Source organism: Aquimarina ulvae (genome assembly GCF_053613295.3).
Window position 1 is genome coordinate 228,879 of record NZ_JBSIBP030000003.1, and the last position, 23,202, is coordinate 252,080.

Below are 23,202 nucleotides of genomic sequence, written 5' to 3' on the forward strand. Positions count from 1 at the left end.
TGTAATCCGCGAATATAAAAGTTTTTTGAGAAAATTAAAATTTCCCTAATTGTTTTAATAATAAATATAAGCTACATAACTTTATAAACTCTTCTTTTTGTGTGAAGGGGTTTTAGTTTTTCGAGCGATTACTCTTTTTTCTCCTAAAAACAGCAAAATCTACTGCGAATATGATAATCGCTAAACTCCCAATGACCATCATCAGCATCATTTTTTCTTGTAATATTGCAAATAAAAGTGTGTCTACTTTTCCAGTTTTCCAATATACTCATTCACTTGATAGTTTTGTTGCTAGTATCGGATGTCCGGTTTCTAAAATTATAATACCATCGCCATTACTTGGGTTTAGGCGAAACGCAGTATTAATAGGAGGTGTACTATTTCCATCATGCCTAATAATAAAATCATTAATCTCAGGAGGTGTATACAACATTGTGCCTAACCCCCAAATATCTTCTCCCAAGACCTTGGCATGAGGTTTTCTCATCATCCTAAGAGTCTCTGGTTTTAGAATGTTTCTTCCTATAGGTTCATTGTTTTCTCCTTTTGAGTAAAATTTAAAAAACAATTCTAAATCAGATAGAGAGGTGTAGAGGGAAGTAGCTGCTTGAGAAGTGTATACATAATGTTTCGCAGGCGTACCATCTTCGTGATAAAATTCGCACAAATTATGATTAGAAGAATCTTTCCATTCATAACAGCAATGATTCATTTGCAATGGTTTGAATATATTCTCCATCATAAAATTATTAAAAGATTGTCGGCTGTTTTCTTATATTATAAGTTGGAGTAGGGTGTTACCTCCGCCAGAATATTTAAACTGAATTCCAGGCGCTATACCGACTTTTACCTCTCCATTAGAGCCATCATCAGCATCTGAAGCTTTTGTTAATGATGCTTCAATATTTTGAGTTTCTTTTCCGAATTCGACCCCAGAATATCCTAGTTCATCTGTAAGTCCCGCGGTATGACTTAGTAAACGCCTTATCGTAACCTTGTCATTATCAAATGAACTAGGAGGAAGTTTCCATCTACTTATATATTGATTTACCGGGGTATCTAAATCAAGTGTGCCATCTTCTACTAATTTCATTATTCCAATAGCAGAAACCAGTTTAGATAAGCATGCTACCTGAAAAACCGTTTGCTGGTTTACAGGGGTTCCATTCGATAAGAATAAACGGTCTACAACCTTACCTTTTTCAAACAGTACTAAAGCAAGGTTGCCAACAAATTCCTTATCGATTATTTTTTTAGAAGCTTCTAAAAAATCCTGATTTGTATTTTGATGAGTAATTGGCTGATGATACCAACCAAGTATAGTAGCTAAAAAGATAAGAGTGATCCATATCAATTTACAAACGATTACAAATCCAATATATTTTAGTATTCTTTTCATCGATGTATTGTTTAGATTAGTCTAACAATAATACTTTTCAAATGGATAAGACGCAATTATTTGCTTTGTATTATCCCCGTCATTCACCCGACTTTTATTTTAAGTGTTTGATTTTTAGTTATAGTTAGAAGTAATCCATTTGGTAAAAACAATACTCAGTGTTTATAAGAGGTTTGGGAAAAAACCATATAATTAGTGTAGATTTGTTTTAGTTTCACGAATTCTTACCTATAGACAAGGTTCTTGTGGGCATTGTTTACCTGCTCAATAAAGCAGATGATGGCTATTATAATATATAGAGACACTTTCGCTAGACTTTGATTTTAGTGGTATATTTATATATGGAACATCAGGAATTCTATTTTAATTTTAAAGAACACAGGCTCTTTGGACAATATTGGCTACCAGAAGAGTGTAAATCAATAATTCTCTTAGTACATGGTATGGGCGAACATTCTTCTAGATATGGAGATTTTGTAGTTCCTGAGTTACTTATAAAGCATATTGGTGTTATTACTTTTGATAATTTTGGACATGGTAAGAGTAGTGGTAAAAGAGGGCACTGCCCTGATTACAATGCGCTAATGGAAGTAATAGATATCGTTTGTCAAAAAGCGAAAGAGATCGCTAAAAATCTCCCTGTTTTCTTGTATGGCCATAGTATGGGAGGGAACTTAGTGATTAACTATGTTTTACGAAAAGATCCAAACATCACAGGAGCGATTTTAACAAGTCCGTTTTTACGATTAGCATTTAAACCTCCAGCTTGGAAAATAATAATGGGGAAGTTTTTTTTAAAAATAGCTCCTTCCATTACATTGCCCTCAGGGTTAGATGTAAAAGCTATTTCGAGGATATCTGAAGAAGTAGAGAAATATAAAAATGATCCTCTTATTCACGATCAGGTGAGCCCCAATTTTTCAATACCCATTATGAATGCTGGTTTGTGGGCAACAGAGTGGGGATCATTACTTAAAAAACCAGTTTTACTGGCACACGGAACAGCAGATCAATTAACCGATTATCAAGCAAGTTACATGTTTGCAAAATCTTCTGAATATGTTGACTTTTTTTCCTTTACTGATGGATATCACGAGCTTCACAATGACATAGAGAGAAAAAAGTTGATAATGACCATAGTCAGTTGGATTCAAAAAAGGTTGTAAGATACTGGTTGTATGTTGTTTATAATTAATTTTTGTAGGTGTATTCATACCGGATTATTAATGGGATGATGTTAATTTTCCTTATTTTTAATCACGATATTTATGTTTTGCCAAATACTACCAACTTTTAAAATAAACACAAAAAAACAAAATTATGAGTGAAGTAACAGAAAAAAGACAAAAGACCTCGGTTCTAGATATCAACCCCGAGCAACAGATTGGAATGAACAATTGTTGGGCAGCAGCTTTATCAATGGCATTACAGAGTTATGGGTTGCATATGCCAGAAAAAAAACTGGATCAAATGTTTGAAGCCGATAATCAGGGTATGGATTTATTTACTTTACAACCACAGTTATCTTCCCATTTTAGTTATATACATAGCGAGTACAGAAGCTTAATTTCTGGAAAAGATCCCATTTTAACTTTTAACGAGATACAAGGTCTGATTGATGTCAATCGCCCTATTCTTATTGGAACGCAAAACTATAATAGTTTTATGGCTCACGCATTGTTAATCGTTGGTTACACTGATGATGATACGGTTTTTATCATTGATTCGTGGGTAGGAGCGATGAAAGAAATCGAATACACAGAATTAGGAAATTATTGGGTAGAGACCATAATTTTTGATGGATAAAAGATAGCTCAATTTAATGTAAAGAGAGGGAAGGTGTTTTAAAAGCAAACATTGCTATCAAGCTTTGGAGTAGGGAATTGTAAAATAGAAAGCAGTACCTAAATCTATTTTACTTTCTAACCAGATGTTACCACCAAGCATCTCTGTATAAGCCTTGGCAATAGATAATCCAATACCTGCACCTTCGATAGCATAATTGTTCTCTATGTCAGCTTGTACAAACCGTTCGAAAATAGCTTTCTGACGATCTTTGGCAATACCCATGCCTGTATCCTTTACATAAAACTGTAAGAATTTGTCTCGTAACTTATACCCAAAAGATATAGATCCTTCTGGAGTGTATTTAAGAGCGTTTTTAACCAGATTGGTTAGAATGGCGTTAAATTTTTCTTTATCTGTTTTAATTAGCGCTACATCATCCGCTAATTCATTATTAAACGTTAATTGTAGTTCCTTTCTGTCTGCTTCAGGTTTAAAAAATTGGTATAAATATGCTACCTGGTCGTTTATATTTACATCAGAAAGATACACTTTTACCTGTCCGGATTCAATTTTGGAAATATCGATAATGTCCCTAATGATGTTAAGCATTCTAGCACCACTTTCTTCTATTAAACTGATATATAACTGTTGTTCATCTCCAGTAAGTATGGGCTCTTTAAGTAATTCGGCAAAACCCAAAATTCCGTTCATCGGAGTTCGAATTTCGTGACTCATATTTGCTAAGAATGCTGATTTTAATCGATCACTTTCCTCTGCTTTGTCTTTCATCTTATTCAGCTCTATTTCATAGAGTTTTAATTCGGTAATATCTGTAGTCGTACCTACATACCCAATGATTTCATTTTTCTCGTTATATTCAGGTATAGCTTGCCCTAAAACCCATTTGATAGTGCCATCAGAACGTAAAAACCTATATTCGGCGTGTGACGAATCACTTCTTTTCGCGTCGTCATACCATCCGGATTTTAGTTTTTTTCTATCTTCAGGGTGTACCGCTTTCAGCCATCCATCATCCATAGCTTCATGCTGCAATAATCCCGAAATTTCGCACCATCTTTCATTTACAAAAGTTGTTTTGCCATTTGCTGTAGTCATGAAAATTCCTACGGGAGAAATATCAGTAAGCGTTTGGTATCTACTTTCGCTAAGTTGTATTACCTTTTCTGCTTCTTCAAATTTTTGTCGATAGGTTAGGGAATGATAAACATCTTTAAAGGTCGAATATGAGTTTTCAGAAACTTCTCTCTGAATATATTTTAGATATATTGTAAACAGTATTCCGTAATAAAAACTCATGGTTATTTTGGATACTAATCCTGAAATAAGAAAATTAACGAAGTTATCAGAATTCCAAAAAGCAATTACACTGAACATGACCGCATCAAAAGAAAGAACTATTAGCATTGTCAAAAACACCCTTAAAAAAAGGCTCTTAATGTATTTGGAAATGTATTCGAATATAAAAATCAATAAAATCGAATCAATAAACAGTAGTATTGTTCCATAGACTAATAGAAAAACGTTTGTATTAAAGAAGTCCGCTAGAATCGTAAATGATACTTGATGCATATTAGAATCCTTTAAATTGATACCTAAAAGGAGCAGAAGAATAACGATCATAAGATTAGCCGTTACCAGCGCATAAATAAGTCTTCTGGTTATTGAAGCATCTTCTTTTATGTAAAATATCAAAATAGTAAAAAGGGTAACAGAGAATAATAACGAAGAACCTGGCGATACCGTAATACCATCGTATAATTCAAAATACATCGTAGTGGCGGTAAATACTTGAATGAACTGAAACATCCCTAAAGCGGTAAATAACAACCCATTACCTGTTACTTTACGAAAATGAAATAGCGATAAGACTAAAAAGGAAATGACGAATCCTTGTAAAAGAAAAATTGATATTTGATAAAAATTAATTGCTTCCATAGATCATAATGAATCATCTATATCTTTTAGTAGGTAAACAAAGTCTTTTAATAATAAGAGCCCGAAAGATGATCAAAGTGCGTAAATTCGTTAAGGGAAATTTATACTACCTGTATTTTCGAAGATACAAAAGTAATTGGATTTAAAGGACTTAAAAGAATGTAACTTTTTTGTTTAAAAAATTATATAATAGTTTATCGGATACTATGAATGTTTTGTGGTTCTATTGCTAGATCAACGGATTAATCATCGTAATGGGATGATCTTTGCCTGCCCGGAACTTAGTACCCTCGGATAATAAAGGAAACGCATGAATTACTTATAATGTACCAATGATAATAGATATTGCTTGTATCTTACAAAAAAAACTAAACATTAGTTTCATGCCAGTTAATTCGCTAATTAACATTCCAGAAAAATCATAATTGTTTCTAAACTGAAGTGATGTGGGTACGCCAAAAAAATGAAAAATATTATGAAGTAGCGTAAGGCACATTCTAGAATATTTTTGAACCTCATAAACAATCCTTAGCTATCTGAGGATTAAGCAAAAAATATTGTTATCATTTTCGGTTGGAATTAAGTTTTAGCAATTTTTATTCTCCAACATATGACAAACAACAAGGTGATAACAGAAGGGGATAACCAAACCCATAAATTGCTGTAATCTAATGCCGCTAGTAAAAAAGCAGTAACTGCAGCTCCATAAGCACCTGACATCTTGCCTATATGATTGGATAGATGTGCCTTAGGATCCGCTTTAAATGTCTTATAGAGTGAAATATCCCTTATACTTGCCATAATACCAAACCCGCCAAAAAAAAAGAATAAAGGACTCTTAGGAATTTCATGAACACAACGATGGATGCCAACGGATATCATTCCAATAAAAACTAGTCCCATAATACTGGTAATCAATATGTCTGTAATTCCTAATGTGTGATTTTTTTTAAATTGAAGTACACGGTTACCAGAAACGACAAGATATAAAGTAAAAATGGAGAGAAGATGAAGAAGTAGATTTCTATGGCTAGGAAATAAGGTAATAGGAATAGCTATCGAAGCACTGATAAACATGGTTATTGAAAATACAACTCCTGCTCTTTTATGATAAAACCCTCCCTTCTTTCCAATAATGCTTATAAGGCCAGATAATAGTGCAATGCCACCAAAGATAGCATGAATATAAATGAAGGTTACGGCTATTGATTCCATCAATGCGACTGAGTAAGTATAAAAATATAAATAAATCGCGAAATAGAATAATAAATCCTTAGGAGGAAATAAATTTCATAAGGTAATAAACCAACCTAGCAGCCAATCTTGCAGTACAATTATCAATATCATATATGGGGTTTAGTTCTACGATATCTGTACTGATCAATTTACCAGATTTACAGATTTCTTCAATAACCGTTAATACGATATCTACGGAAAAACCAAATGGAGAAGGAGCACTTACTCCGGGTGCATATGCGGAGGAAAAACCATCCAAATCTATAGTCAAGTATAAGTAGTCTACTTCGCTTATAAATTTTTTAAGTATCGATAAAACATGATCTTTATTTTGCATGGTAAAATCGGTATTCTCTATGTATTGTACTCCAAGTAGCCGAGCTGTATCAAATAACTCTCTGTTATTAGATGCTTCTTGAATTCCTAAACAAATATATTTGAAACGATCGTTCTCATCAGCAATTTGATAAAAAGGTGTTCCAGAGTTTCCTTTGTTTTCTAATTTTCTTAAATCAAAATGTGCATCAAGATTAATAATTCCAATAGTAGAATCTGACATCTTTTCTTTAAGACCATTATAATGTGCATAAGCCAGATCATGTCCGCCGCCAATTACGATTGGAAAATACTTGTTTTCAACTATTTGAGCTATTTTATGTGAAGTAAAACTTTGAGTTTGTTCTAAGTGATTTTTGTTGCAGATAATGTTTCCTGTGTCTATAATTTGAACCGTATTATCAAAATGATTTGGTAGGGTGGCCATTATTGTTCTAATGGTATCAGGGGCCAGTGCTGCACCAATTCTTCCTAAGTTTCTGCGAACTCCTTCATCACAGGCGTATCCTAATATCGCAAAAGAAATATGTTTATTTTTAGGTAATTTTTCGTTTTCTAGATTAATACATATTATCTTTTCATGAAGGTATAATTGATCTTCAGATATCCGTCCTGTCCAAATATTTGTATCTGTTTTTTTGTAATTGTTCATGCGTAAAATATTGCTTGTGTATAAAATATTACACAAATGTATTTTTTGTTAAAATAGATCTTTTAAGACACTATTGTCTAAATAGTTAGGAACAGTTACTTTGAGTTTAGGTGTACGTTTCATTTCTCTTTTTATCGCGAACACAGCCTCTTCATTTCTAGCCCAGCTTCTTCGAGAAATACCGTTGTTTACATCATAAAAAAGCATGTTTTTTAATTTTCTTGAAGCTTCGTCAGATCCGTCTAATAAAAGACCAAACCCTCCATTGATGACTTCACCCCAACCGACTCCACCGCCATTATGAATGGAAACCCATGTAGCACCTCTAAAACTATCCCCGATCACATTATGGATCGCCATATCGGCTGTAAATTTACTTCCATCATAAATATTGCTGGTCTCTCTATACGGAGAATCGGTTCCACTTACATCATGATGGTCTCTACCTAACACAATTGGAGCTTCTATATACCCCGAATTGATAGCTTTATTAAACGCCTCAGCAATTTTTGCTCTTCCTTCGGCATCAGTATACAAAATTCTTGCTTGAGAGCCTACAACGAGCTTATTTTGGTTTGCTTCCTCGATCCAGGTAATATTATCCTGCATTTGTTGCTGAATTTCCTTTGGTGCATTCGTTTTTATTTCCCTCATAACTTCTAATGCAATCTGATCTGTTTTGTCCAAGTCACTGGAATTTCCTGAGGTGCAGACCCATCGAAAAGGTCCAAATCCATAATCAAAACACATAGGGCCTAAAATATCCTGAACGTAGGATGGGTATTTAAAATCAATTTCGTTTGCTGCCATCACATCAGCACCTGCACGTGAAGCCTCTAAAAGAAATGCATTTCCATAATCAAAGAAATAAGTACCTTTTGCGGTATGCATATTAATTGCCTTTGCATGTCTTCTAAGTGATTCCTGAACTTTATGTTTAAATGTCTCAGGATCATTAACGATCATATTGTTTGATGCTGAATAACTAAGGCCTACAGGATAGTAGCCACCAGACCAGGGATTGTGTAATGAGGTCTGATCAGACCCCAGATGCACGTAGATATGCTCTTCATAAAAGCGCTCCCAAACATCAACGATATTTCCTTGATACGCTATAGATACAATCTCTTTATTTTGTATTGCTTTTTGTGTACGTGCAACTAATTTATCTAATTGGTCGATAATTTCATCAACCCAGCCTTGTTCATAACGCTTTTGAGCAGCTTCTGGATTCACTTCTGCGCAAACTGTAATACATTGTGCGATATTACCTGCTTTAGGTTGTGCGCCGCTCATGCCTCCTAAGCCTGCAGTTAAAAAAACCTTCCCGGCCGATTTTTCTTCAGGCTGTAATGTTTTTCTGAAAGCATTCATGATGGTAATAGTGGTTCCGTGTACGATACCTTGCGGACCAATATACATATAGCTTCCTGCGGTCATTTGGCCATATTGGGTAACTCCCAGCGCATTATATTTCTCCCAATCATCGGGTTTGGAATAATTTGGAATCATCATCCCATTTGTAACCACTACTCTTGGAGCTTCCTTTGAGGAAGGGAAAAGACCCATAGGATGACCTGAATATATATGCAATGTCTGATCTTCTTCCATCGTAGATAAATAGTGCATCGTAAGTAAATATTGTGCCCAATTCTGAAACACAGCGCCGTTTCCACCGTACGTTATTAATTCATATGGATGTTGTGCTACAGCAGGGTCGAGATTATTTTGTATCATAAGCATAATTCCTGCTGCTTGCTTAGTATTGGCGGGATATTCGTCTATAGATCTGGCATACATACGATAATCCGGCATAAATCGATACATGTAGATCCTTCCATATTCATTGAGCTCTTCGAGAAACTCTTTGGCTAATTCTTCGTGCCAGTTGGGTGGAAAATACCTTAATGCATTTCTAAGGGCTAGCTTTTTTTCTTCAATGGATAAAATTTGCTTTCTTTTTGGAGCTCTACTTATTTCCATATCAAACTTCTTTTTGGACGGAAGTTTTTTCGGTATTCCAATGATGATTTGTTTTTTGAAAGTTGTCATGCTGATAACGTGTAATTTCTAATGAAACTTTTGTTTGTCAAAATATTACTTTGATTCAATTTTTTTTATAAACGGCCTCTCCTCGTTTCCATACTTGTGCAGGAGTTAGTTTACCTTGGTGATATAAGATTTCGTTGTAGTGGTTTGTGGAAAAAAGACAGAAATCTGCCAGCATTCCGGGAGCAAGTTTGCCGCGGTCCTCCAATTTCAAAGCAGCGGCAGCTCTAGATGTAATTCCGGCCAATACCTCTGCACTGCTAAGTTTCTGAAAAGTTCCCAAAATAGATGCTTGCGTGAGTAAATCTCCCATAGGAGCGGACCCTGGATTCCAATCACTGGCAATCGCCAAAGCTCCACCAGCATCCAGAATCTTTCTGGCAGGTGTAAAATCACACCCCAATCCGATAGAAGCTCCTGGTAGAGCAACCGATATAACATCACTATCTGCCAACATCTTAATTTCTTTGTCTGTACTGGCTTCCAGATGATCAGCACTAACTGCATTAATTTTTACTGCTATTTCACTGCCTCCGGGAGTGAATTGGTCTGCGTGAACTGTAATGTCAAAACCCATTTCCTGTGCTTTTCTGAGATACGGTTCTATATCTTCTTTTGAAAAGGCGCTTTCTTCAACAAAGGCGTCAATTCTATTGGTCAGGTTTTCTATTGTAAGAATAGGAAAAAGTATAGCGGCTATTTCAGAAAGGTATTCTTGGTGGTTTCCTTTGTAATCCCTGGGCAGCATATGCGCAGCCAGACAAGTTGAAATAAGATCTGTTTCAACGTATAAATTAGCTTCTCTTATGGCTCTCAGCATTTTAAGCTCCTCGTCTATAGAGAGTCCGTACCCGCTTTTAACCTCTACTGTGGTGATTCCACTTTTAAGAAGATGGTTGGCTCTCTTTACAACCGCATGACACAATTGCTCTTGGCTGGCGATTCTTGTTTTGGTAACAGTGTCCCATATGCCTCCTCCAGCTTTTGCGATTTCCAGATAAGATTTACCTGAGTTACGCATTGCGTAATCATTTGCTCTGGAACCCGAGAAACAAATATGAGTATGCGCATCAATAAATCCTGGAAGGCACACATAATCTGATGATAACTCTATAATTTCTGCATCAAAACTAGCTGCTGTTTCTTTTAAATCAGTATAAACTCCTATGTCATGAATGTATGCTCCTTCTATGAGTATACCAGCATCAAGAATTTTGGGAAGTTCATTGTCTTGTAAGGTACCTTTTAAAGGCAACCCATGCATAGATACAAGTTGAGAGATAGGACCAATAAGTTTGTGTTTTGCCATAAATTAATATACTTCAAATTGAGTGGAGAACCTAGTTTCAATGGATAGTTTTTCTCTTTTAGCTACACTATCAGCTAATGTAATGATGGTTTTGCTTTTGATAAGATCAATACCTTTTTCTATATCATCTGAAAAAACACGGTCTTTTTCAGCAAATGAAACTTCTTTTCTCACTGCCTTATGAATTTCATCGAGTATAATACCTGACTTCATTGGTTTTCTAAATTCAAAAGCCTGAGCTGCAGTGAGTAGTTCTATAGCTAATATTTTTTCAACATTTTCGATTACTCTTAATGCTTTTCTTCCTCCGATCGATCCCATGCTCACGTGGTCTTCTTGACCAAGAGATGTTGGTATACTGTCTGCACTTGACGGAAAACAAAGGCCTTTATTTTCACTGGCTAAGGCGGCGGTGGTGTATTGTAGAATCATATAACCTGAATTAATACCAGTATCTTTCATCAATAGTTTTGGAACTCCAGGAGAATTACCTTCTAATGCTAAATATATTCTACGATCAGAGATGTTACCAACTTCGGATGCTGCTAAACAGGCATAATCTATTGCCATTGCTAAAGGTTGTCCGTGAAAACTTCCGCCACTTATCGTCAGCTCTTCATCTATGATTATTGGATTGTCAGTTACTGAATTTAATTCAGTTTCAACTAATTCCTTTAAATGGAGCCAGGCATTCCTGGAAGCTCCATGTACTTGTGGAATACATCGTAAAGAATAGGGGTCCTGAACACGGTCGCAATCGATATGATCTTCCATTATTTCCGAACCTTTCAATAGAGATTTAACTCTGGACGCTACATGAATGTTACCTTTAAACGGTCGCAAATCGTGCAATTCATTATAAAAGGGTTTTACAGAACCTTGTAACCCTTCTATCATAATCGCTCCAATAATATCTGCATGCGAAAGGCAACCATGAAGTTTTTCAACCACTTTTATAGCATGTGCCGCAATAAATTGTGTGCCGTTAATGAGTGCAAGACCTTCTTTTGGACCAAGCTCTAGAGGAGCGAGGCTTTTTTCTTTAAAAAGAGTAGCAGCGGTTATTTGATTTCCATTATAAACTAATTTTCCTAATCCAATTAAAGGTAAGAAAAGATGAGAAAGAGGAGCTAAATCCCCAGATGCTCCTACAGAACCTTGAGCAGGAACTACAGGGATCGCATTGTTCTCAATGTGCCAGAGAATACGGTCTAAAGTAGTTTCTGATATACCAGAAAACCCTTTGGATAATGACTGAAGCTTTAAGATGAGCATCAATTTGGCTATTTCCTGATCAATAGGTTCACCAACACCTACACTATGACTCTTCAATATATTAGATTGAAGTGTTTTTGTCTCTTCTTTTGAGATCATAGTAGTACACAAAGGACCAAAACCAGTATTTATACCATACACAGGGTGACCTTTGTTCACTATGTTTTTAACAACCTGATGGCTTTTTCTAATTTTTTCTCTGGAAGGTTTGGATATTACTCCCTTAATTTCTCCAGATGCTATTTTGATGGCAATACCACTGGTTAAATAATCTTCTCCAAATCGGAATTTTGATAATATATTAGACATTATATAACATTCATATTTGTGTAGACTAAGATAATATGTATTTTTAATACCTATAAATACTTATTTTATCAATAATTAATAACTATGAGGTATCAGTTAGAGTTACGTCACTTTACCTATTTTTTGGCTGTAGCCGAAGAATTACACTTTAGGAAAGCGGCAGAAAGACTTTTTATTTCACAACCGGGTTTGAGTAGGCAAATCAAACAAATGGAAGAAATTATCGGAGCCGAACTTTTCATTAGGAATAAAAGAAATGTAAGTTTGACTGTTGCCGGCAAATATCTTAAAAAAGAAATTGCCTATATTTTTAACCATATTGATTTTACTGTAAAACAGACCAGATTAATTGACAAAGGAAGTGAAGGTGAAGTTAGAATTGGTTTTTTGGGTTCTGCTATTCAGACCGTAATACCAGATCTTTTGGTGCATGTGGATAATGAGTATCCTAAAATACAGTTTAGTCTGGAAGAAATGTCTAATTATGACCAGGTGAATGCTATTGTAAGCGACGAACTGGATATAGGTTTTGTCCGATTGGCCAGAGTGCCTAATGGTTTGTGCATAAAAGCAGTACAAACAGATACATTTTCCTTGGCATTGCCCAAAAATCATTTTTTGAATGAAGATAATTTTAAAGACGTAGCACAGGTTGCTGAAGAGCATTTTGTATTGTTTTCTTCTGATTATAGTTCCATTTATTATGATAAAATTATGAGCATCTGTGAGGATAAAGGATTTACACCTATTGTGTCTCATAAGTCTGTGCACGCCCAAACAATTTTTAAGTTGGTAGAGAGTGGATTAGGTGTTGCGATTATACCAACTTCCCTGCAATACGGATTTGATTTAAATGTTAAGTTTTTAGAAATTCCTGAAATAACTCAAAGAGCAACATTATCAGTTATTTGGAAAAAAGATAATCGCAATCCCGCTTTAGAGAGGGTAAGAAAGTTTTTGTAAAATATAAGGTTTTAAAAGTAGTGAATAATAACTAGACCTAGCCTGAAATGGATATAGGTAGACATAAGCTATTAATTTTCCGATTTTGATTATTTTACTGTGTCGGCATCGAGTAAAAGAATTGTTCTTCGACTATTTTACCATTGGTAACATTATATACAGCTAATTCTTCAATTTGCATACGTCCTTGATTTTTAAAGGTGCAGTCCATCTTCATTTTACAGGAAAAATGGTTTTCTGTAACAACTGGATCCGAAATTTCACTTCCATGAAATTCCTCTACGCTGGCGTACCATTCCTGACTTTTTTTTGTTACTGCATCTTTACCACTAACAACAGCATTTGGTGCTCCTGGCATCTCTTTGCTTACAATATCCTCTGCATACAGTTCTTTTAGTGCTTGCATATTTTCACCTTGACGGCAAAGTTCCACTAAGCGGTTAGCTACATCTTGTGTTTTCATTGGTCTGAAGTTTATTGGTTTATGTATGTTTTACGTGCCATTAAATTACAAAAAACTTCTATCCATATTTTTAAAGAAATGTTATAATTTGATTATTATGCAACAGCTTCCTTATACGCTTTTAAGCAACGCTCTCTTGCCATTTTATGGTCTACAATGGGTTGGGGATATGTAAGTTCATTGATATCTTTTACCCAAGTATGTATATATTCGTGATTTTTATCAAATTTTTTAATCTGTGTTGTGGGATTAAAAATTCTAAAATATGGTGCTGCATCCACTCCGGATCCTGCTGCCCATTGCCAGTTACCAACATTTGCTGACATATCATAATCCAATAATTTTTCTGCAAAATAAGCTTCACCCCAGCGCCAATCGATCAATAAATGCTTACATAGAAAACTAGCAACCAACATTCTCACTCTGTTATGCATATACCCAGTTTCATTAAGTTGACGCATACCAGCATCGACCAAAGGGTAACCAGTTTCACCTTTTTTCCAGGCTTCAAATTCCTCTTCATTATTTCTCCATTCTATACGATCATACTTTGACCTGAAAGCTTTGTTTTCGGTATGAGGATAATGCCATAGAATTTGCATAAAGAATTCACGCCAAATCAATTCTGACCAAAAAATCTCGTTTTTTTCGGCAATTGCTTTTTTCATCATTTTACGAATACTTACGGTACCAAAACGCAGATGAGGGCCCAGTCTAGATGTCCCGTTTTCTTTGGCAGGAAAATTTCGGGTATCTTCATAATTATCAATAAGTGTTGGAGTAACAACGTATTCGGGCACTTTAATTGACGATTTTTTAAACCCTATATCTGATAATGATAGATTGGGTAACCGGGTGTTTTTAATCAAATTATCTATATACTGACTAGTATAATGGATTGTTAGTTTTGATTCATCAAATTCTTCTTTCCACTTATTTTTGTATGGTGTATAGACAACATAAGGGTTACCATCCGATTTTACGACTTCACTTTTTTCAAAAATTACTTGATCCTTATATGTTTTGAAATCTATAGTAGTATCCCTAAGTAGTTTGCCTATTGATTCATCCCTTTCCTTAGCATATGGTTCATAATCGTGATTGGTATATACTTTTTCAATAGTGTAATCTTTGATCAATTCTTTAAACACATTGATAGGTTTGTCGTGGAAAAAAGCGATAGAGCTACTGTTATTTTCCTGCAATTCTTTACGCATATCCTGCAACGTATCATATATAAAAGAAAGTCTAGCATCGTCTTTGGGAAGTTTATCTAAGATTTCACTGTCAAAAATAAAAATTGGCAATACAGGTTTATCATCTTTAAGCGCTTCAAGAAATCCTATATTGTCATCAAGCCTAAGATCTCTACGAAACCAAAATATATTTATTTTTTGGGACATATGTTAATTAATATTTAAGGTAGACATACCTCCATCAACGCCGAGTACTTGTCCTGTAATCCAACTACTATCATCACTTAATAAAAACTTAGCAATATTAGCAATATCTTCTGCTTCTCCAACACGTTTTAGTGGGTGACGCTCATCCATTTTCTCACGCTTTTTTTCATTTCCCAGTAATCTTTTAGCGAGAGGGGTATCTGTTAAGGAAGGTGCTATTACGTTTACTCTGAATTTTGGCGCATACTCTGCAGCTAATGCTTTAGCAAAACCTTCAATAGCACCTTTTGCAGCAGCTACGCTAGTATGGAACGGCATACCTACTTTAACTGCTACAGTACTGAAAAAAATTAAACTTGCCTGCTCCGAATTTTTTAACTGAGGAAGAATAGCGTGCATAATTTTTATTAAAAACATAAAATTAATTTGCATATCCTCTTGAAATGAATCTGGACTCAGCATCTTAAAAGGTTTTAGATTAATACTTCCAGGACAATACACAAAACCATCAATTTGCTCTGGTAACTTTGATGTATCAATTTCATCTGTAGAGGCATCGTACGGAATATGGGTTACTTCTAAATTTCCTAAATTCTCAGAAGTACGTGAAGCTATATAAATATTGTGATCATTGTAAAGTTTTAATGCGATTTCAAATCCAATTCCATGACTACCGCCAATTAGTAAAATATTTTTTCTCATACTTTATACTTAAACCAGTTCGACTTTTTTTTCATTTTGATGCTCAAAATCACCAAATAATTCTAGTAACTTTTTTTCTCTGTAATTAAATATTTCTTTTAGCTTAGGTTTTACCAAAAATGGATGCACTAATTGCCCTAATATACCAAATGGAACTTTATAATCAATAATGTCTTCCATTTCTACGCCTCCCGGAATTTCTTTAATAAAATGTTTATGATGCCAAAGCGCATAGGGACCAAACCGCTGCTCATCTACGAAATACCTTTTATCAACGACATGGGTTATTTCAGTAACCCATTTTGTTTTAATTCCAGCCACAGGTGTTACAATATATTGAATGAGTTGCCCAGCATACATTGCTCTGTCTGCACCAGACACTATTTCAAACCCCATATAATCAGGAGTTATAATTTTTAGATTTTTTGGATCAGAAAGAAAATCCCAAGCTTCCTGTAAAGAAATTGGAAGGTTTTGTTTTGCTCTTAGTGTGTATATTTTCATCTTTGCACCTATTTTCAGGTTAAAGGTACAATGATTTTGTTTAATCTTTAAACAACAAATGTTAAACAAAAAATAAAGTTGATATACAATTTATTCTTAATGTTTAAATGTTCAAAATGACTATGTTGATAAAGCTTATAAAGTGGTCAGCATTCATTACAACAATTGTCTGCTTTGATAAGTTTACAGGTCATAACAGCCAGTAGTGCTCCTATGATCGGTGCGATCATATATAACCACTGATGTTCCCAATGAGTTGATAATAATGCTGGTCCTAATGATCTTGCCGGGTTCATAGAGGCATTGGTCATGGGACCGGCAAACATAGCTTCTAGAAGAACTACACCTCCGATAGCTATTCCAGCCATCATGCCAACTTCTTTTGATCCGGTTGATACATTAATTATAACTAGCATTAAAAAGTAGGTAAGTAGTAATTCTAAAACAAATGCTCGTAGATTATCGAAAGCGGGTAAAGTACCACCCAGAAATTCACTATCAGGAAAAAGAAAAAGCAAGATGCTACTAGCTGCAATTGCTCCAGTGCATTGGGCAATAATGTATTTAGGGACTTCTTTCCATTCAAATTTTTTTGCATAGGCAAAACCGATGGTAACTGCCGGATTAAAATGCGCTCCTGATATATCCCCAAAAGCATAAATCATTGCCATTACGATAAGACCCCAAGTTACTGCAATACCTACATGAGTAACATCGCCTCCAGTGATTTCGTTAATGGTCATAGCACCTGTACCACAAAACACCATCGCAAATGTTCCTATTGTCTCTGATATATATTTACGTCTCATAATCGTTAGAAATGATGGCAAATATAGCATTACTTATTTTAAGTTTTTGTTAACTCTTAATATAGGTGTAATTGTTAATTTCGTTATAAGTAAACTAATTAATAGACTAAATATAAACACAATGAAAAAGATTATCTTATTCGTATCGGCTATCTTTATTTCTTTAGGTATAGAAGCCCAAGTAGAAACTCCACAACCAAGTCCTTTTTCTAAAGTAGAGCAAGTAGTTGGATTGACAGATGTCTCGATAGAATATTCGCGTCCAAGTATGAAAGGACGTACCATATTTGGAGATCTTGTTCCTTATGATAAATTATGGAGAACAGGTGCCAATGCAAACACAAAAATAACATTTAGTGATGATGTTAAAATTGGCGATGCAGAACTTAAAAAAGGAGAGTATGCGATTTTCACAAAGCCAGGAAAAGAAAACTGGGAGGTTATTTTCTATAACGATACAAGTAATTGGGGAACACCACGAGAGTGGGATGATAGCAAAGTAGCAGGAAAGGTGATGGTAAAAGCGACTAAGATCCCTATGAATGTAGAAACATTTACTATCATGTTAAGTGATTTTACTATGAATAGTGCACATATTAATTTCTTGTGGGAAAACACAGAAGCTGCTATTAAATTGGAAGTTCCTACGAAAAAGAAAGCGATGGCAAGTATAGAGAAAACTATGGCAGGCCCATCTCCTAATGATCATTATCAGGCAGCTGTTTTTTATAAAGATGTAGAAGAATATACGAAAGCTAAAGCACATATAGAGAAAGCTGTGGCAGGTAGAGCAGATGCATTCTGGTATCATAGACAACATTCATTAATTTTAGCTAAAACCGGAGATAAAGCAGGAGCGATAAAAGCAGCTAAAACCTCACTAGAACTTGCAGAAAAAGCTAAAAATGCTGATTATGTAAAGTTAAATAAAGACTCCCTTGCAGAGTGGGGAGCTAAATAAGTACTCTTTTTTTCACACAAATAGAAAAAGCGCTTTAATAATTATTAGAGCGCTTTTTTTTAATAATTCATCGTTGTATCAAAAGAAAATATCCTTTTCAGATTTTTTCGAATAGTTTAATAAATCTTAAGACCAACACTCTCGAAGGAGTATACGTGTTTTTTTCATCACGTTATTAGACTGTATAGGTATGCATTGTTCTTTTTCTTCACAACCAGATAGATTTCTTCTACCTGATATAATTAAACCAATGAATGAATATTAGAAGAGATTTAAACATATGTTAGATTGATTTTATCTCTAACTGCATCTAATAACCGAATCATTTCCAGACTTTTGGAAAAAGTCATTATTGTACTTTCTGTATTTCCTAACCTAAGCATTTCCTGAACATGTATGGCTTCAAAACTATATCCGTTTGTATGAACGGGAAACTCATACAAAGTTGAGATTCCATTTATTGTAATGGTTATAGAAGAAGGTTCATGAAATCTACTATTGATAGATATGGTTCCTTCTTCTAATTCGATGATAGCTTCCGTATTTGTTTTTTGCGTAATTGAGCAATATAAAGAAGCTTTAACGTTTTCTTCATATATCAGGGATATACTACAATTCTCATCGATTCCATTGTTGCTAAATGACGCATTTGCTTCAATTTTATTAGGATACCCTAATAGCGTTAATGCTGCAAATAATGGATAGATTCCTACATCTAATAAACTTCCTCCACCTAGTTTCTTATTAAAGAGCCTATTTTCTGGATTATAAGTACCAGCAAATCCAAAATCGGCCTTCAGGTTTCTAATCTTACCAAGCTCATTAGATGCTATGATTTGCATGACATAATTGTAATGTGGCAAAAAATAGGTCCATAACGCTTCCATTAAAAAAGTGTTATTGCTCTTCGCAATAGCGATCATTTCTTCTACCTGAGAGATATTCATAGCAAAAGGTTTCTCACATAGTACGGGCTTTTTTTGTTGCAGGCACATTATGGTGTTTTCAAAATGAAATACGTGAGGAGTTGCTATATAGATAATATCTACATCGGGATTTATGGCAACTTCTTCATAGCTCCCATAATATTGGGTGGCATTGTACATCTTTCCAAAATCTTCAGCCTTTTTCAAATTTCTACTTGCTACAGCATACACCTTTGCATCTGGAACGGTTGTAAGATCTTCTGCAAATTTATGTGCAATTTTACCACAGCCAATAATACCCCAGTTATATCGAGTTTTATTCTTCATTGATTTTTCTAAAAATATTCATACATTTTTATTGAAATAATTAAAGGGTATTTTCCCTTATTTTTAATTCAAATAAATTCCTTTTTTCTGAGCTTAATTTACGATTTGATGACAATTTAGTTATGAATCGAGTAATTTTTTAACATAAATATAAAACATATATTTAAGTAAGGAGTTTTTTTTGAGTTGTAATTAATTATTAGTAAATTTAATAGACTCACTTTAAAACCAGACTATTATGATTACTCAAACCACTTCAAAGCAATCCGAAAATCATCAAACATACTCTTTAAGGCTGAGTCGTATGAAGAACGAACTCTCTGCCTTGCTTACAAAACTTCATTCTTATCGGTATGAACCTTGTACAACTGAAATGCATAAAGAATTTTTAGAACTGGATGAAAGCGGACATAGATTAAAGCACGCAATTATTAAGATATTAGAAGTTTTAAAAGGGTCAGTAAGGTTTTCAAAAGAAATTGGAGAAGAAACATTCGGAGTAATGAAAAAGTATCATACATTTCAAAAAAACATATCTACGTATATGTCAGAAGCTATTATCCATCATTGAAATAAAATAAAAACTTACAGTCCGTCTTAAAAGTCTGTAGATTGCCTTACTCATATAATGTATCATCGTCTTTCTCTAATCTGTTCTTAATAATTATTTAGAGTCTAAACTACTTATATTCAGATTTCTAGCTTACAAAAAAAGGTTTTGCTGTTAGTTTATGATTACAGATTTTTTTTTTTTTTCATAAACGACCGAACAGAAATCAAAAGTTTTATTGTTGGTGACCTGTTAGTAATTCTTATATTTGAAAACACAAATCTTACATGTCATATCAATTATGGTATGTAATACCAAAAAAATATTATAGAGCCGATGAATCTCTTACAAGGTAAAACTGCCATTATCACAGGTGCTACCCGTGGTATTGGAAAAGGAATAGCGCAGGTTTTTGCAAAACAAGGTGCTAATGTGGCATTTACATACAGTTCTTCAGTAGATGCAGCAAAAGAATTAGAAAAAGAATTGAATGGTTTAGGTGTTCAGGCGAAAGCTTACCAAAGTAATGCAGCTAGTTTTGAAGAATCTGAAAGTTTAGTAAAGGATGTTCTCGAAACTTTTGGAAGTATAGATATACTGATTAATAACGCTGGTATTACCAAAGATAATTTGTTGATGAGGATGAGTGAAGATGATTTTGATAAAGTTATCGAAGTGAATCTTAAAAGCGTTTTTAATATGACCAAGGCAGTGCAACGAACAATGCTTAAGCAACGCAGTGGTAGTATTATTAATATGAGTTCTGTGGTCGGTGTTAAAGGAAATGCAGGTCAGTCTAATTATGCTGCCTCTAAAGCTGGTATTATTGGTTTTTCTAAATCAATTGCTTTAGAATTGGGTTCCAGAAATATACGAAGTAATGTAATTGCACCTGGTTTTATTGAAACAGAAATGACAGGTAAGTTAGATGAAAAGGTAGTTGATGAGTGGAGAAAAGCCATACCTCTAAAACGAGGAGGAGCTCCAGAAGACATTGCCAATGCATGTTTATTTTTAGCTAGCGATCTTAGTGCATATGTAACAGGACAAGTGCTCAATGTAGATGGTGGAATGCTTACCTAATAAATTGAATTCTCGAACTGCAATTGACGATATTCTAAGAGTTTTTTAATAAGTTTAAGATCTTTTTAATTAAATGTGATTATTTTCAGCGCTGTAATGTACTATCTTCAAAATTAGAAAGTCAAAATTGTAATCTGAATATTTACATAGTAATTAATAAGAATGCAGACACAAAATATAGGATTGATCATAGCAGCAGTAATAATTGCATTACTTATAGCGCTATTTCAATATAGGTATAAAGCAAAGAGTGGTGTTAAAAAAAATCTCCTTTTTGCTTTTTTACGTTTTCTTAGTGTCTTCGCATTATTAGTTTTGTTAATAAACCCTACATTTCAGAAGAATACATATTATATAGAAAAACCTACTTTGGTCGTAGCTGTTGATAATTCTTCTTCGATAAAACACTTGGGACAGAATCAATCAGTAATCCAGTTGATAAATCAGATTCAAACTAATAAAAACCTTAAGAATCGTTTTGATATAAAGTACTATTCTTTTTCTGATGATCTAAAAGATACGTTGTCTCTGAAATTTGATCAGAAACAAACTAACATATCTAAAGCACTGGATAATTTGGATCAGATTTATAAAAATTCTGATGCACCAACAATATTAATTACTGATGGTAATCAAACCTACGGTACAGACTATCAATTTAGAAGTAATGCATACAAACAGCAGATTTATCCGATAATAACAGGAGATACAACAAAAGTTACGGATACCAAAATCCAACAACTCAATGTAAACCGTTATGCGTATCTTAAAAATAAATTTCCAGTAGAAATTATTCTCACATATTCGGGAACGCTAGATGTGAACACAAAGTTAGAGATAAAGTCGGGTCGGAATTTGGTGTACTCAGAGCCAGTTTCTTTTTCCAAAGAGCGTAATTCTAAGGTGGTCAGTTTTACATTAGCTGCAAGTAAGGCAGGCGTATTACAATATAATGCCAGATTGATTCCTTTAGAAGGTGAAAAAAATACGATTAATAATAGTAAGGATTTTGCTGTAGAGGTAATAGATCAAAAAACCAATATACTATTGGTGAGTGATATACTGCATCCTGATCTTGGTGCTATTAAGAAAAGTGTAGAAAGCAATGAACGAAGAAGCCTTAGTATTGTTAAACCATCAGAGGTTAAAGATATAGAGGATTTCCAACTCGTTATTCTTTATCAGCCAAATGTTAGATTTAGTAGTATTTATGAAAAACTAGAAAACTCCCAAAAAAATCATTTTACAATTACAGGATCAAAGACGGATTGGATATTTCTGAATAGAACTCAGAATAAATATCGACAAGAAATTACCAGACAAACGGAATATTACATACCTAGATTCAATTCTAATTACGGAACATTCTTATTAGAAAATATCGGTTTTGATGGGTATCCTCCATTAATTGGTGCATTTGGAGACATAAATATGAACTCGTCTTACGATGTATTGTTATACAGAAACGTAGATAATATAACAACAGAAGCTCCATTATTAACAACGATCGAAGAGAACGGAATAAGAGAAGCGGCTTTATTTGGAGAAGGTATTTGGAGGTGGCGAGCACAAAATTATTTAGATAATAAAAATTTTGAAAGTTTTGATGATTTCTTTGGTAAATTAGTACAATATCTGGCCTCGAATAAACGTAAAAGTAGGTTAAATACCTTATCAGAATCTTTTTATTATGGTAATGCAAATATTATAATTCAGGCAGAATATTTTACCAAAAATTATGAGTTCGACCGTAGAGGAAGTTTGAAAATAGTTGTTAAAAATAAAAATACAGAAGCTTCTCAGACAATACCAATGTTATTGAAAAGTAATATTTATGAAGCGGATCTTAGTAATCTCTCTTCGGGTACTTATGACTATACCGTTTCTGTAACTGGCGAAAATATTTCACGCTCCGGAAGTTTTAGTATTTTAGATTATGATGTAGAACAACAATTGTTGAATGCAGATGTAACAAAACTGAGACAAGTAGCGACTAATACAAAAGGAAAAGCCTATTTTCTGGATCAAAATGATATTTTATTTACCGATCTTATTGAAGATCAGAGATATCAGCCAATCCAGAAACGCAAAGAAAAAATCGTATCTTTAATAGATTGGAAATATCTATTAGCAATTATCATATTTTTACTCTCGATAGAGTGGTTTATGCGAAAATATAATGGGCTTATTTAAAATTTAAAA

At 34.1% G+C, this 23,202-nt stretch carries 19 protein-coding genes and 1 pseudogene; 7 read left to right on the plus strand and 13 right to left on the minus strand.

Annotated elements, in window-relative coordinates:
• Positions 1-268: 268 nt before the first annotated feature.
• Positions 269-1,399, minus strand: a pseudogene (locus tag ACWGOQ_RS07945) (serine hydrolase domain-containing protein).
• A 341-nt stretch (positions 1,400-1,740) separates the two neighbouring features.
• Here ACWGOQ_RS07945 and ACWGOQ_RS07950 point away from each other — a divergent pair.
• Positions 1,741-2,565, plus strand: coding sequence for an alpha/beta hydrolase (locus ACWGOQ_RS07950; protein WP_452057413.1), 825 nt, complete (start codon positions 1,741-1,743; stop codon positions 2,563-2,565).
• Between the two features lie 154 nt (positions 2,566-2,719).
• Entirely contained in the window at positions 2,720-3,205 is a 486-nt protein-coding gene (locus ACWGOQ_RS07955; protein WP_452057414.1) for a C39 family peptidase, read from the plus strand.
• Between the two features lie 57 nt (positions 3,206-3,262).
• Here the strand turns inward: ACWGOQ_RS07955 and ACWGOQ_RS07960 are convergent, their stop codons facing one another.
• From ACWGOQ_RS07960 to hutH, 6 genes are all read right to left on the minus strand, one after another.
• Complete coding sequence (locus ACWGOQ_RS07960) at positions 3,263-5,143, minus strand: sensor histidine kinase (protein ID WP_452057415.1); 1,881 nt, start codon at positions 5,141-5,143, stop codon at positions 3,263-3,265.
• 579 nt (positions 5,144-5,722) lie between these two features.
• Positions 5,723-6,358 (minus strand): DUF2306 domain-containing protein, encoded by a 636-nt coding sequence (locus ACWGOQ_RS07965; protein WP_452057416.1) that lies wholly within the window; start codon positions 6,356-6,358, stop codon positions 5,723-5,725.
• A gap of 58 nt (positions 6,359-6,416) precedes the next feature.
• The gene (gene hutG / locus ACWGOQ_RS07970; RefSeq protein ID WP_452057417.1) at positions 6,417-7,367 is read right to left on the minus strand and encodes a formimidoylglutamase; all 951 of its coding nucleotides are present in this window, start codon (positions 7,365-7,367) and stop codon (positions 6,417-6,419) included.
• 48 nt (positions 7,368-7,415) lie between these two features.
• Entirely contained in the window at positions 7,416-9,419 is a 2,004-nt protein-coding gene (gene hutU, locus ACWGOQ_RS07975) for a urocanate hydratase (protein WP_452057418.1), read from the minus strand.
• Between the two features lie 55 nt (positions 9,420-9,474).
• Positions 9,475-10,725, minus strand: coding sequence for an imidazolonepropionase (gene hutI, locus ACWGOQ_RS07980; protein ID WP_452057419.1), 1,251 nt, complete (start codon positions 10,723-10,725; stop codon positions 9,475-9,477).
• Positions 10,726-10,728: 3 nt separating this feature from the next.
• Positions 10,729-12,309 (minus strand): histidine ammonia-lyase, encoded by a 1,581-nt coding sequence (gene hutH, locus ACWGOQ_RS07985; RefSeq protein WP_452057420.1) that lies wholly within the window; start codon positions 12,307-12,309, stop codon positions 10,729-10,731.
• Positions 12,310-12,393: 84 nt separating this feature from the next.
• Here hutH and ACWGOQ_RS07990 point away from each other — a divergent pair, with 84 nt between their 5' ends.
• Positions 12,394-13,272 carry a LysR family transcriptional regulator gene (locus ACWGOQ_RS07990; RefSeq protein WP_452057421.1) on the plus strand — a complete coding sequence of 293 codons (879 nt, stop codon included), beginning with the start codon at positions 12,394-12,396 and terminating at the stop codon, positions 13,270-13,272.
• Between the two features lie 94 nt (positions 13,273-13,366).
• Here the strand turns inward: ACWGOQ_RS07990 and ACWGOQ_RS07995 are convergent, their stop codons facing one another.
• From ACWGOQ_RS07995 to ACWGOQ_RS08015, 5 genes are all read right to left on the minus strand, one after another.
• Complete coding sequence (locus tag ACWGOQ_RS07995; RefSeq protein WP_452057422.1) at positions 13,367-13,735, minus strand: SnoaL-like domain-containing protein; 369 nt, start codon at positions 13,733-13,735, stop codon at positions 13,367-13,369.
• A 95-nt stretch (positions 13,736-13,830) separates the two neighbouring features.
• Positions 13,831-15,138, minus strand: coding sequence for a cryptochrome/photolyase family protein (locus tag ACWGOQ_RS08000; RefSeq protein WP_452057423.1), 1,308 nt, complete (start codon positions 15,136-15,138; stop codon positions 13,831-13,833).
• A gap of 3 nt (positions 15,139-15,141) precedes the next feature.
• Positions 15,142-15,840: an SDR family NAD(P)-dependent oxidoreductase gene (locus tag ACWGOQ_RS08005; protein ID WP_452057424.1), complete on the minus strand. Its 699-nt coding sequence runs from the start codon at positions 15,838-15,840 to the stop codon at positions 15,142-15,144.
• A 9-nt stretch (positions 15,841-15,849) separates the two neighbouring features.
• Positions 15,850-16,344, minus strand: a complete 495-nt coding sequence (locus ACWGOQ_RS08010; RefSeq protein ID WP_452057425.1) for an SRPBCC family protein — start codon at positions 16,342-16,344, stop codon at positions 15,850-15,852.
• A 146-nt stretch (positions 16,345-16,490) separates the two neighbouring features.
• Entirely contained in the window at positions 16,491-17,153 is a 663-nt protein-coding gene (locus ACWGOQ_RS08015) for an MIP/aquaporin family protein (RefSeq protein WP_452057426.1), read from the minus strand.
• A 121-nt stretch (positions 17,154-17,274) separates the two neighbouring features.
• Between ACWGOQ_RS08015 and ACWGOQ_RS08020 the strand changes: the two genes are divergently transcribed.
• A complete protein-coding gene (locus tag ACWGOQ_RS08020) occupies positions 17,275-18,114 on the plus strand; it encodes a DUF2911 domain-containing protein (RefSeq protein ID WP_452057427.1) in 840 nt (279 codons plus the stop codon).
• Between the two features lie 272 nt (positions 18,115-18,386).
• Here the strand turns inward: ACWGOQ_RS08020 and ACWGOQ_RS08025 are convergent, their stop codons facing one another.
• Positions 18,387-19,367, minus strand: a complete 981-nt coding sequence (locus ACWGOQ_RS08025) for a Gfo/Idh/MocA family protein (RefSeq protein ID WP_452057428.1) — start codon at positions 19,365-19,367, stop codon at positions 18,387-18,389.
• Positions 19,368-19,605: 238 nt separating this feature from the next.
• Between ACWGOQ_RS08025 and ACWGOQ_RS08030 the strand changes: the two genes are divergently transcribed.
• The 3 genes from ACWGOQ_RS08030 (at position 19,606) to ACWGOQ_RS08040 (ending at position 23,193) form a co-directional block, all read left to right on the plus strand.
• Positions 19,606-19,938, plus strand: coding sequence for a hypothetical protein (locus ACWGOQ_RS08030; RefSeq protein WP_452057429.1), 333 nt, complete (start codon positions 19,606-19,608; stop codon positions 19,936-19,938).
• A 315-nt stretch (positions 19,939-20,253) separates the two neighbouring features.
• The gene (fabG, locus tag ACWGOQ_RS08035) at positions 20,254-21,000 is read left to right on the plus strand and encodes a 3-oxoacyl-[acyl-carrier-protein] reductase (protein WP_452057430.1); all 747 of its coding nucleotides are present in this window, start codon (positions 20,254-20,256) and stop codon (positions 20,998-21,000) included.
• 162 nt (positions 21,001-21,162) lie between these two features.
• Positions 21,163-23,193 (plus strand): VWA domain-containing protein, encoded by a 2,031-nt coding sequence (locus tag ACWGOQ_RS08040; RefSeq protein WP_452057431.1) that lies wholly within the window; start codon positions 21,163-21,165, stop codon positions 23,191-23,193.
• Positions 23,194-23,202: the final 9 nt, after the last annotated feature.

Excerpts from the sequence above, each read along its gene's own strand:
- ACWGOQ_RS07950 (WP_452057413.1), top strand. The coding sequence starts at position 1,741 with ATGGAACATCAGGAATTCTATTTTAATTTTAAAGAACACAGGCTCTTT.
- ACWGOQ_RS07955 (WP_452057414.1), top strand. The coding sequence starts at position 2,720 with ATGAGTGAAGTAACAGAAAAAAGACAAAAGACCTCGGTTCTAGATATC.
- ACWGOQ_RS07960 (WP_452057415.1), bottom strand. The coding sequence starts at position 5,143 with ATGGAAGCAATTAATTTTTATCAAATATCAATTTTTCTTTTACAAGGA.
- ACWGOQ_RS07965 (WP_452057416.1), bottom strand. The coding sequence starts at position 6,358 with ATGGAATCAATAGCCGTAACCTTCATTTATATTCATGCTATCTTTGGT.
- hutG (WP_452057417.1), bottom strand. The coding sequence starts at position 7,367 with ATGAACAATTACAAAAAAACAGATACAAATATTTGGACAGGACGGATA.
- hutU (WP_452057418.1), bottom strand. The coding sequence starts at position 9,419 with ATGACAACTTTCAAAAAACAAATCATCATTGGAATACCGAAAAAACTT.
- hutI (WP_452057419.1), bottom strand. The coding sequence starts at position 10,725 with ATGGCAAAACACAAACTTATTGGTCCTATCTCTCAACTTGTATCTATG.
- hutH (WP_452057420.1), bottom strand. The coding sequence starts at position 12,309 with ATGTCTAATATATTATCAAAATTCCGATTTGGAGAAGATTATTTAACC.
- ACWGOQ_RS07990 (WP_452057421.1), top strand. The coding sequence starts at position 12,394 with ATGAGGTATCAGTTAGAGTTACGTCACTTTACCTATTTTTTGGCTGTA.
- ACWGOQ_RS07995 (WP_452057422.1), bottom strand. The coding sequence starts at position 13,735 with ATGAAAACACAAGATGTAGCTAACCGCTTAGTGGAACTTTGCCGTCAA.
- ACWGOQ_RS08000 (WP_452057423.1), bottom strand. The coding sequence starts at position 15,138 with ATGTCCCAAAAAATAAATATATTTTGGTTTCGTAGAGATCTTAGGCTT.
- ACWGOQ_RS08005 (WP_452057424.1), bottom strand. The coding sequence starts at position 15,840 with ATGAGAAAAAATATTTTACTAATTGGCGGTAGTCATGGAATTGGATTT.
- ACWGOQ_RS08010 (WP_452057425.1), bottom strand. The coding sequence starts at position 16,344 with ATGAAAATATACACACTAAGAGCAAAACAAAACCTTCCAATTTCTTTA.
- ACWGOQ_RS08015 (WP_452057426.1), bottom strand. The coding sequence starts at position 17,153 with ATGAGACGTAAATATATATCAGAGACAATAGGAACATTTGCGATGGTG.
- ACWGOQ_RS08020 (WP_452057427.1), top strand. The coding sequence starts at position 17,275 with ATGAAAAAGATTATCTTATTCGTATCGGCTATCTTTATTTCTTTAGGT.
- ACWGOQ_RS08025 (WP_452057428.1), bottom strand. The coding sequence starts at position 19,367 with ATGAAGAATAAAACTCGATATAACTGGGGTATTATTGGCTGTGGTAAA.
- ACWGOQ_RS08030 (WP_452057429.1), top strand. The coding sequence starts at position 19,606 with ATGATTACTCAAACCACTTCAAAGCAATCCGAAAATCATCAAACATAC.
- fabG (WP_452057430.1), top strand. The coding sequence starts at position 20,254 with ATGAATCTCTTACAAGGTAAAACTGCCATTATCACAGGTGCTACCCGT.
- ACWGOQ_RS08040 (WP_452057431.1), top strand. The coding sequence starts at position 21,163 with ATGCAGACACAAAATATAGGATTGATCATAGCAGCAGTAATAATTGCA.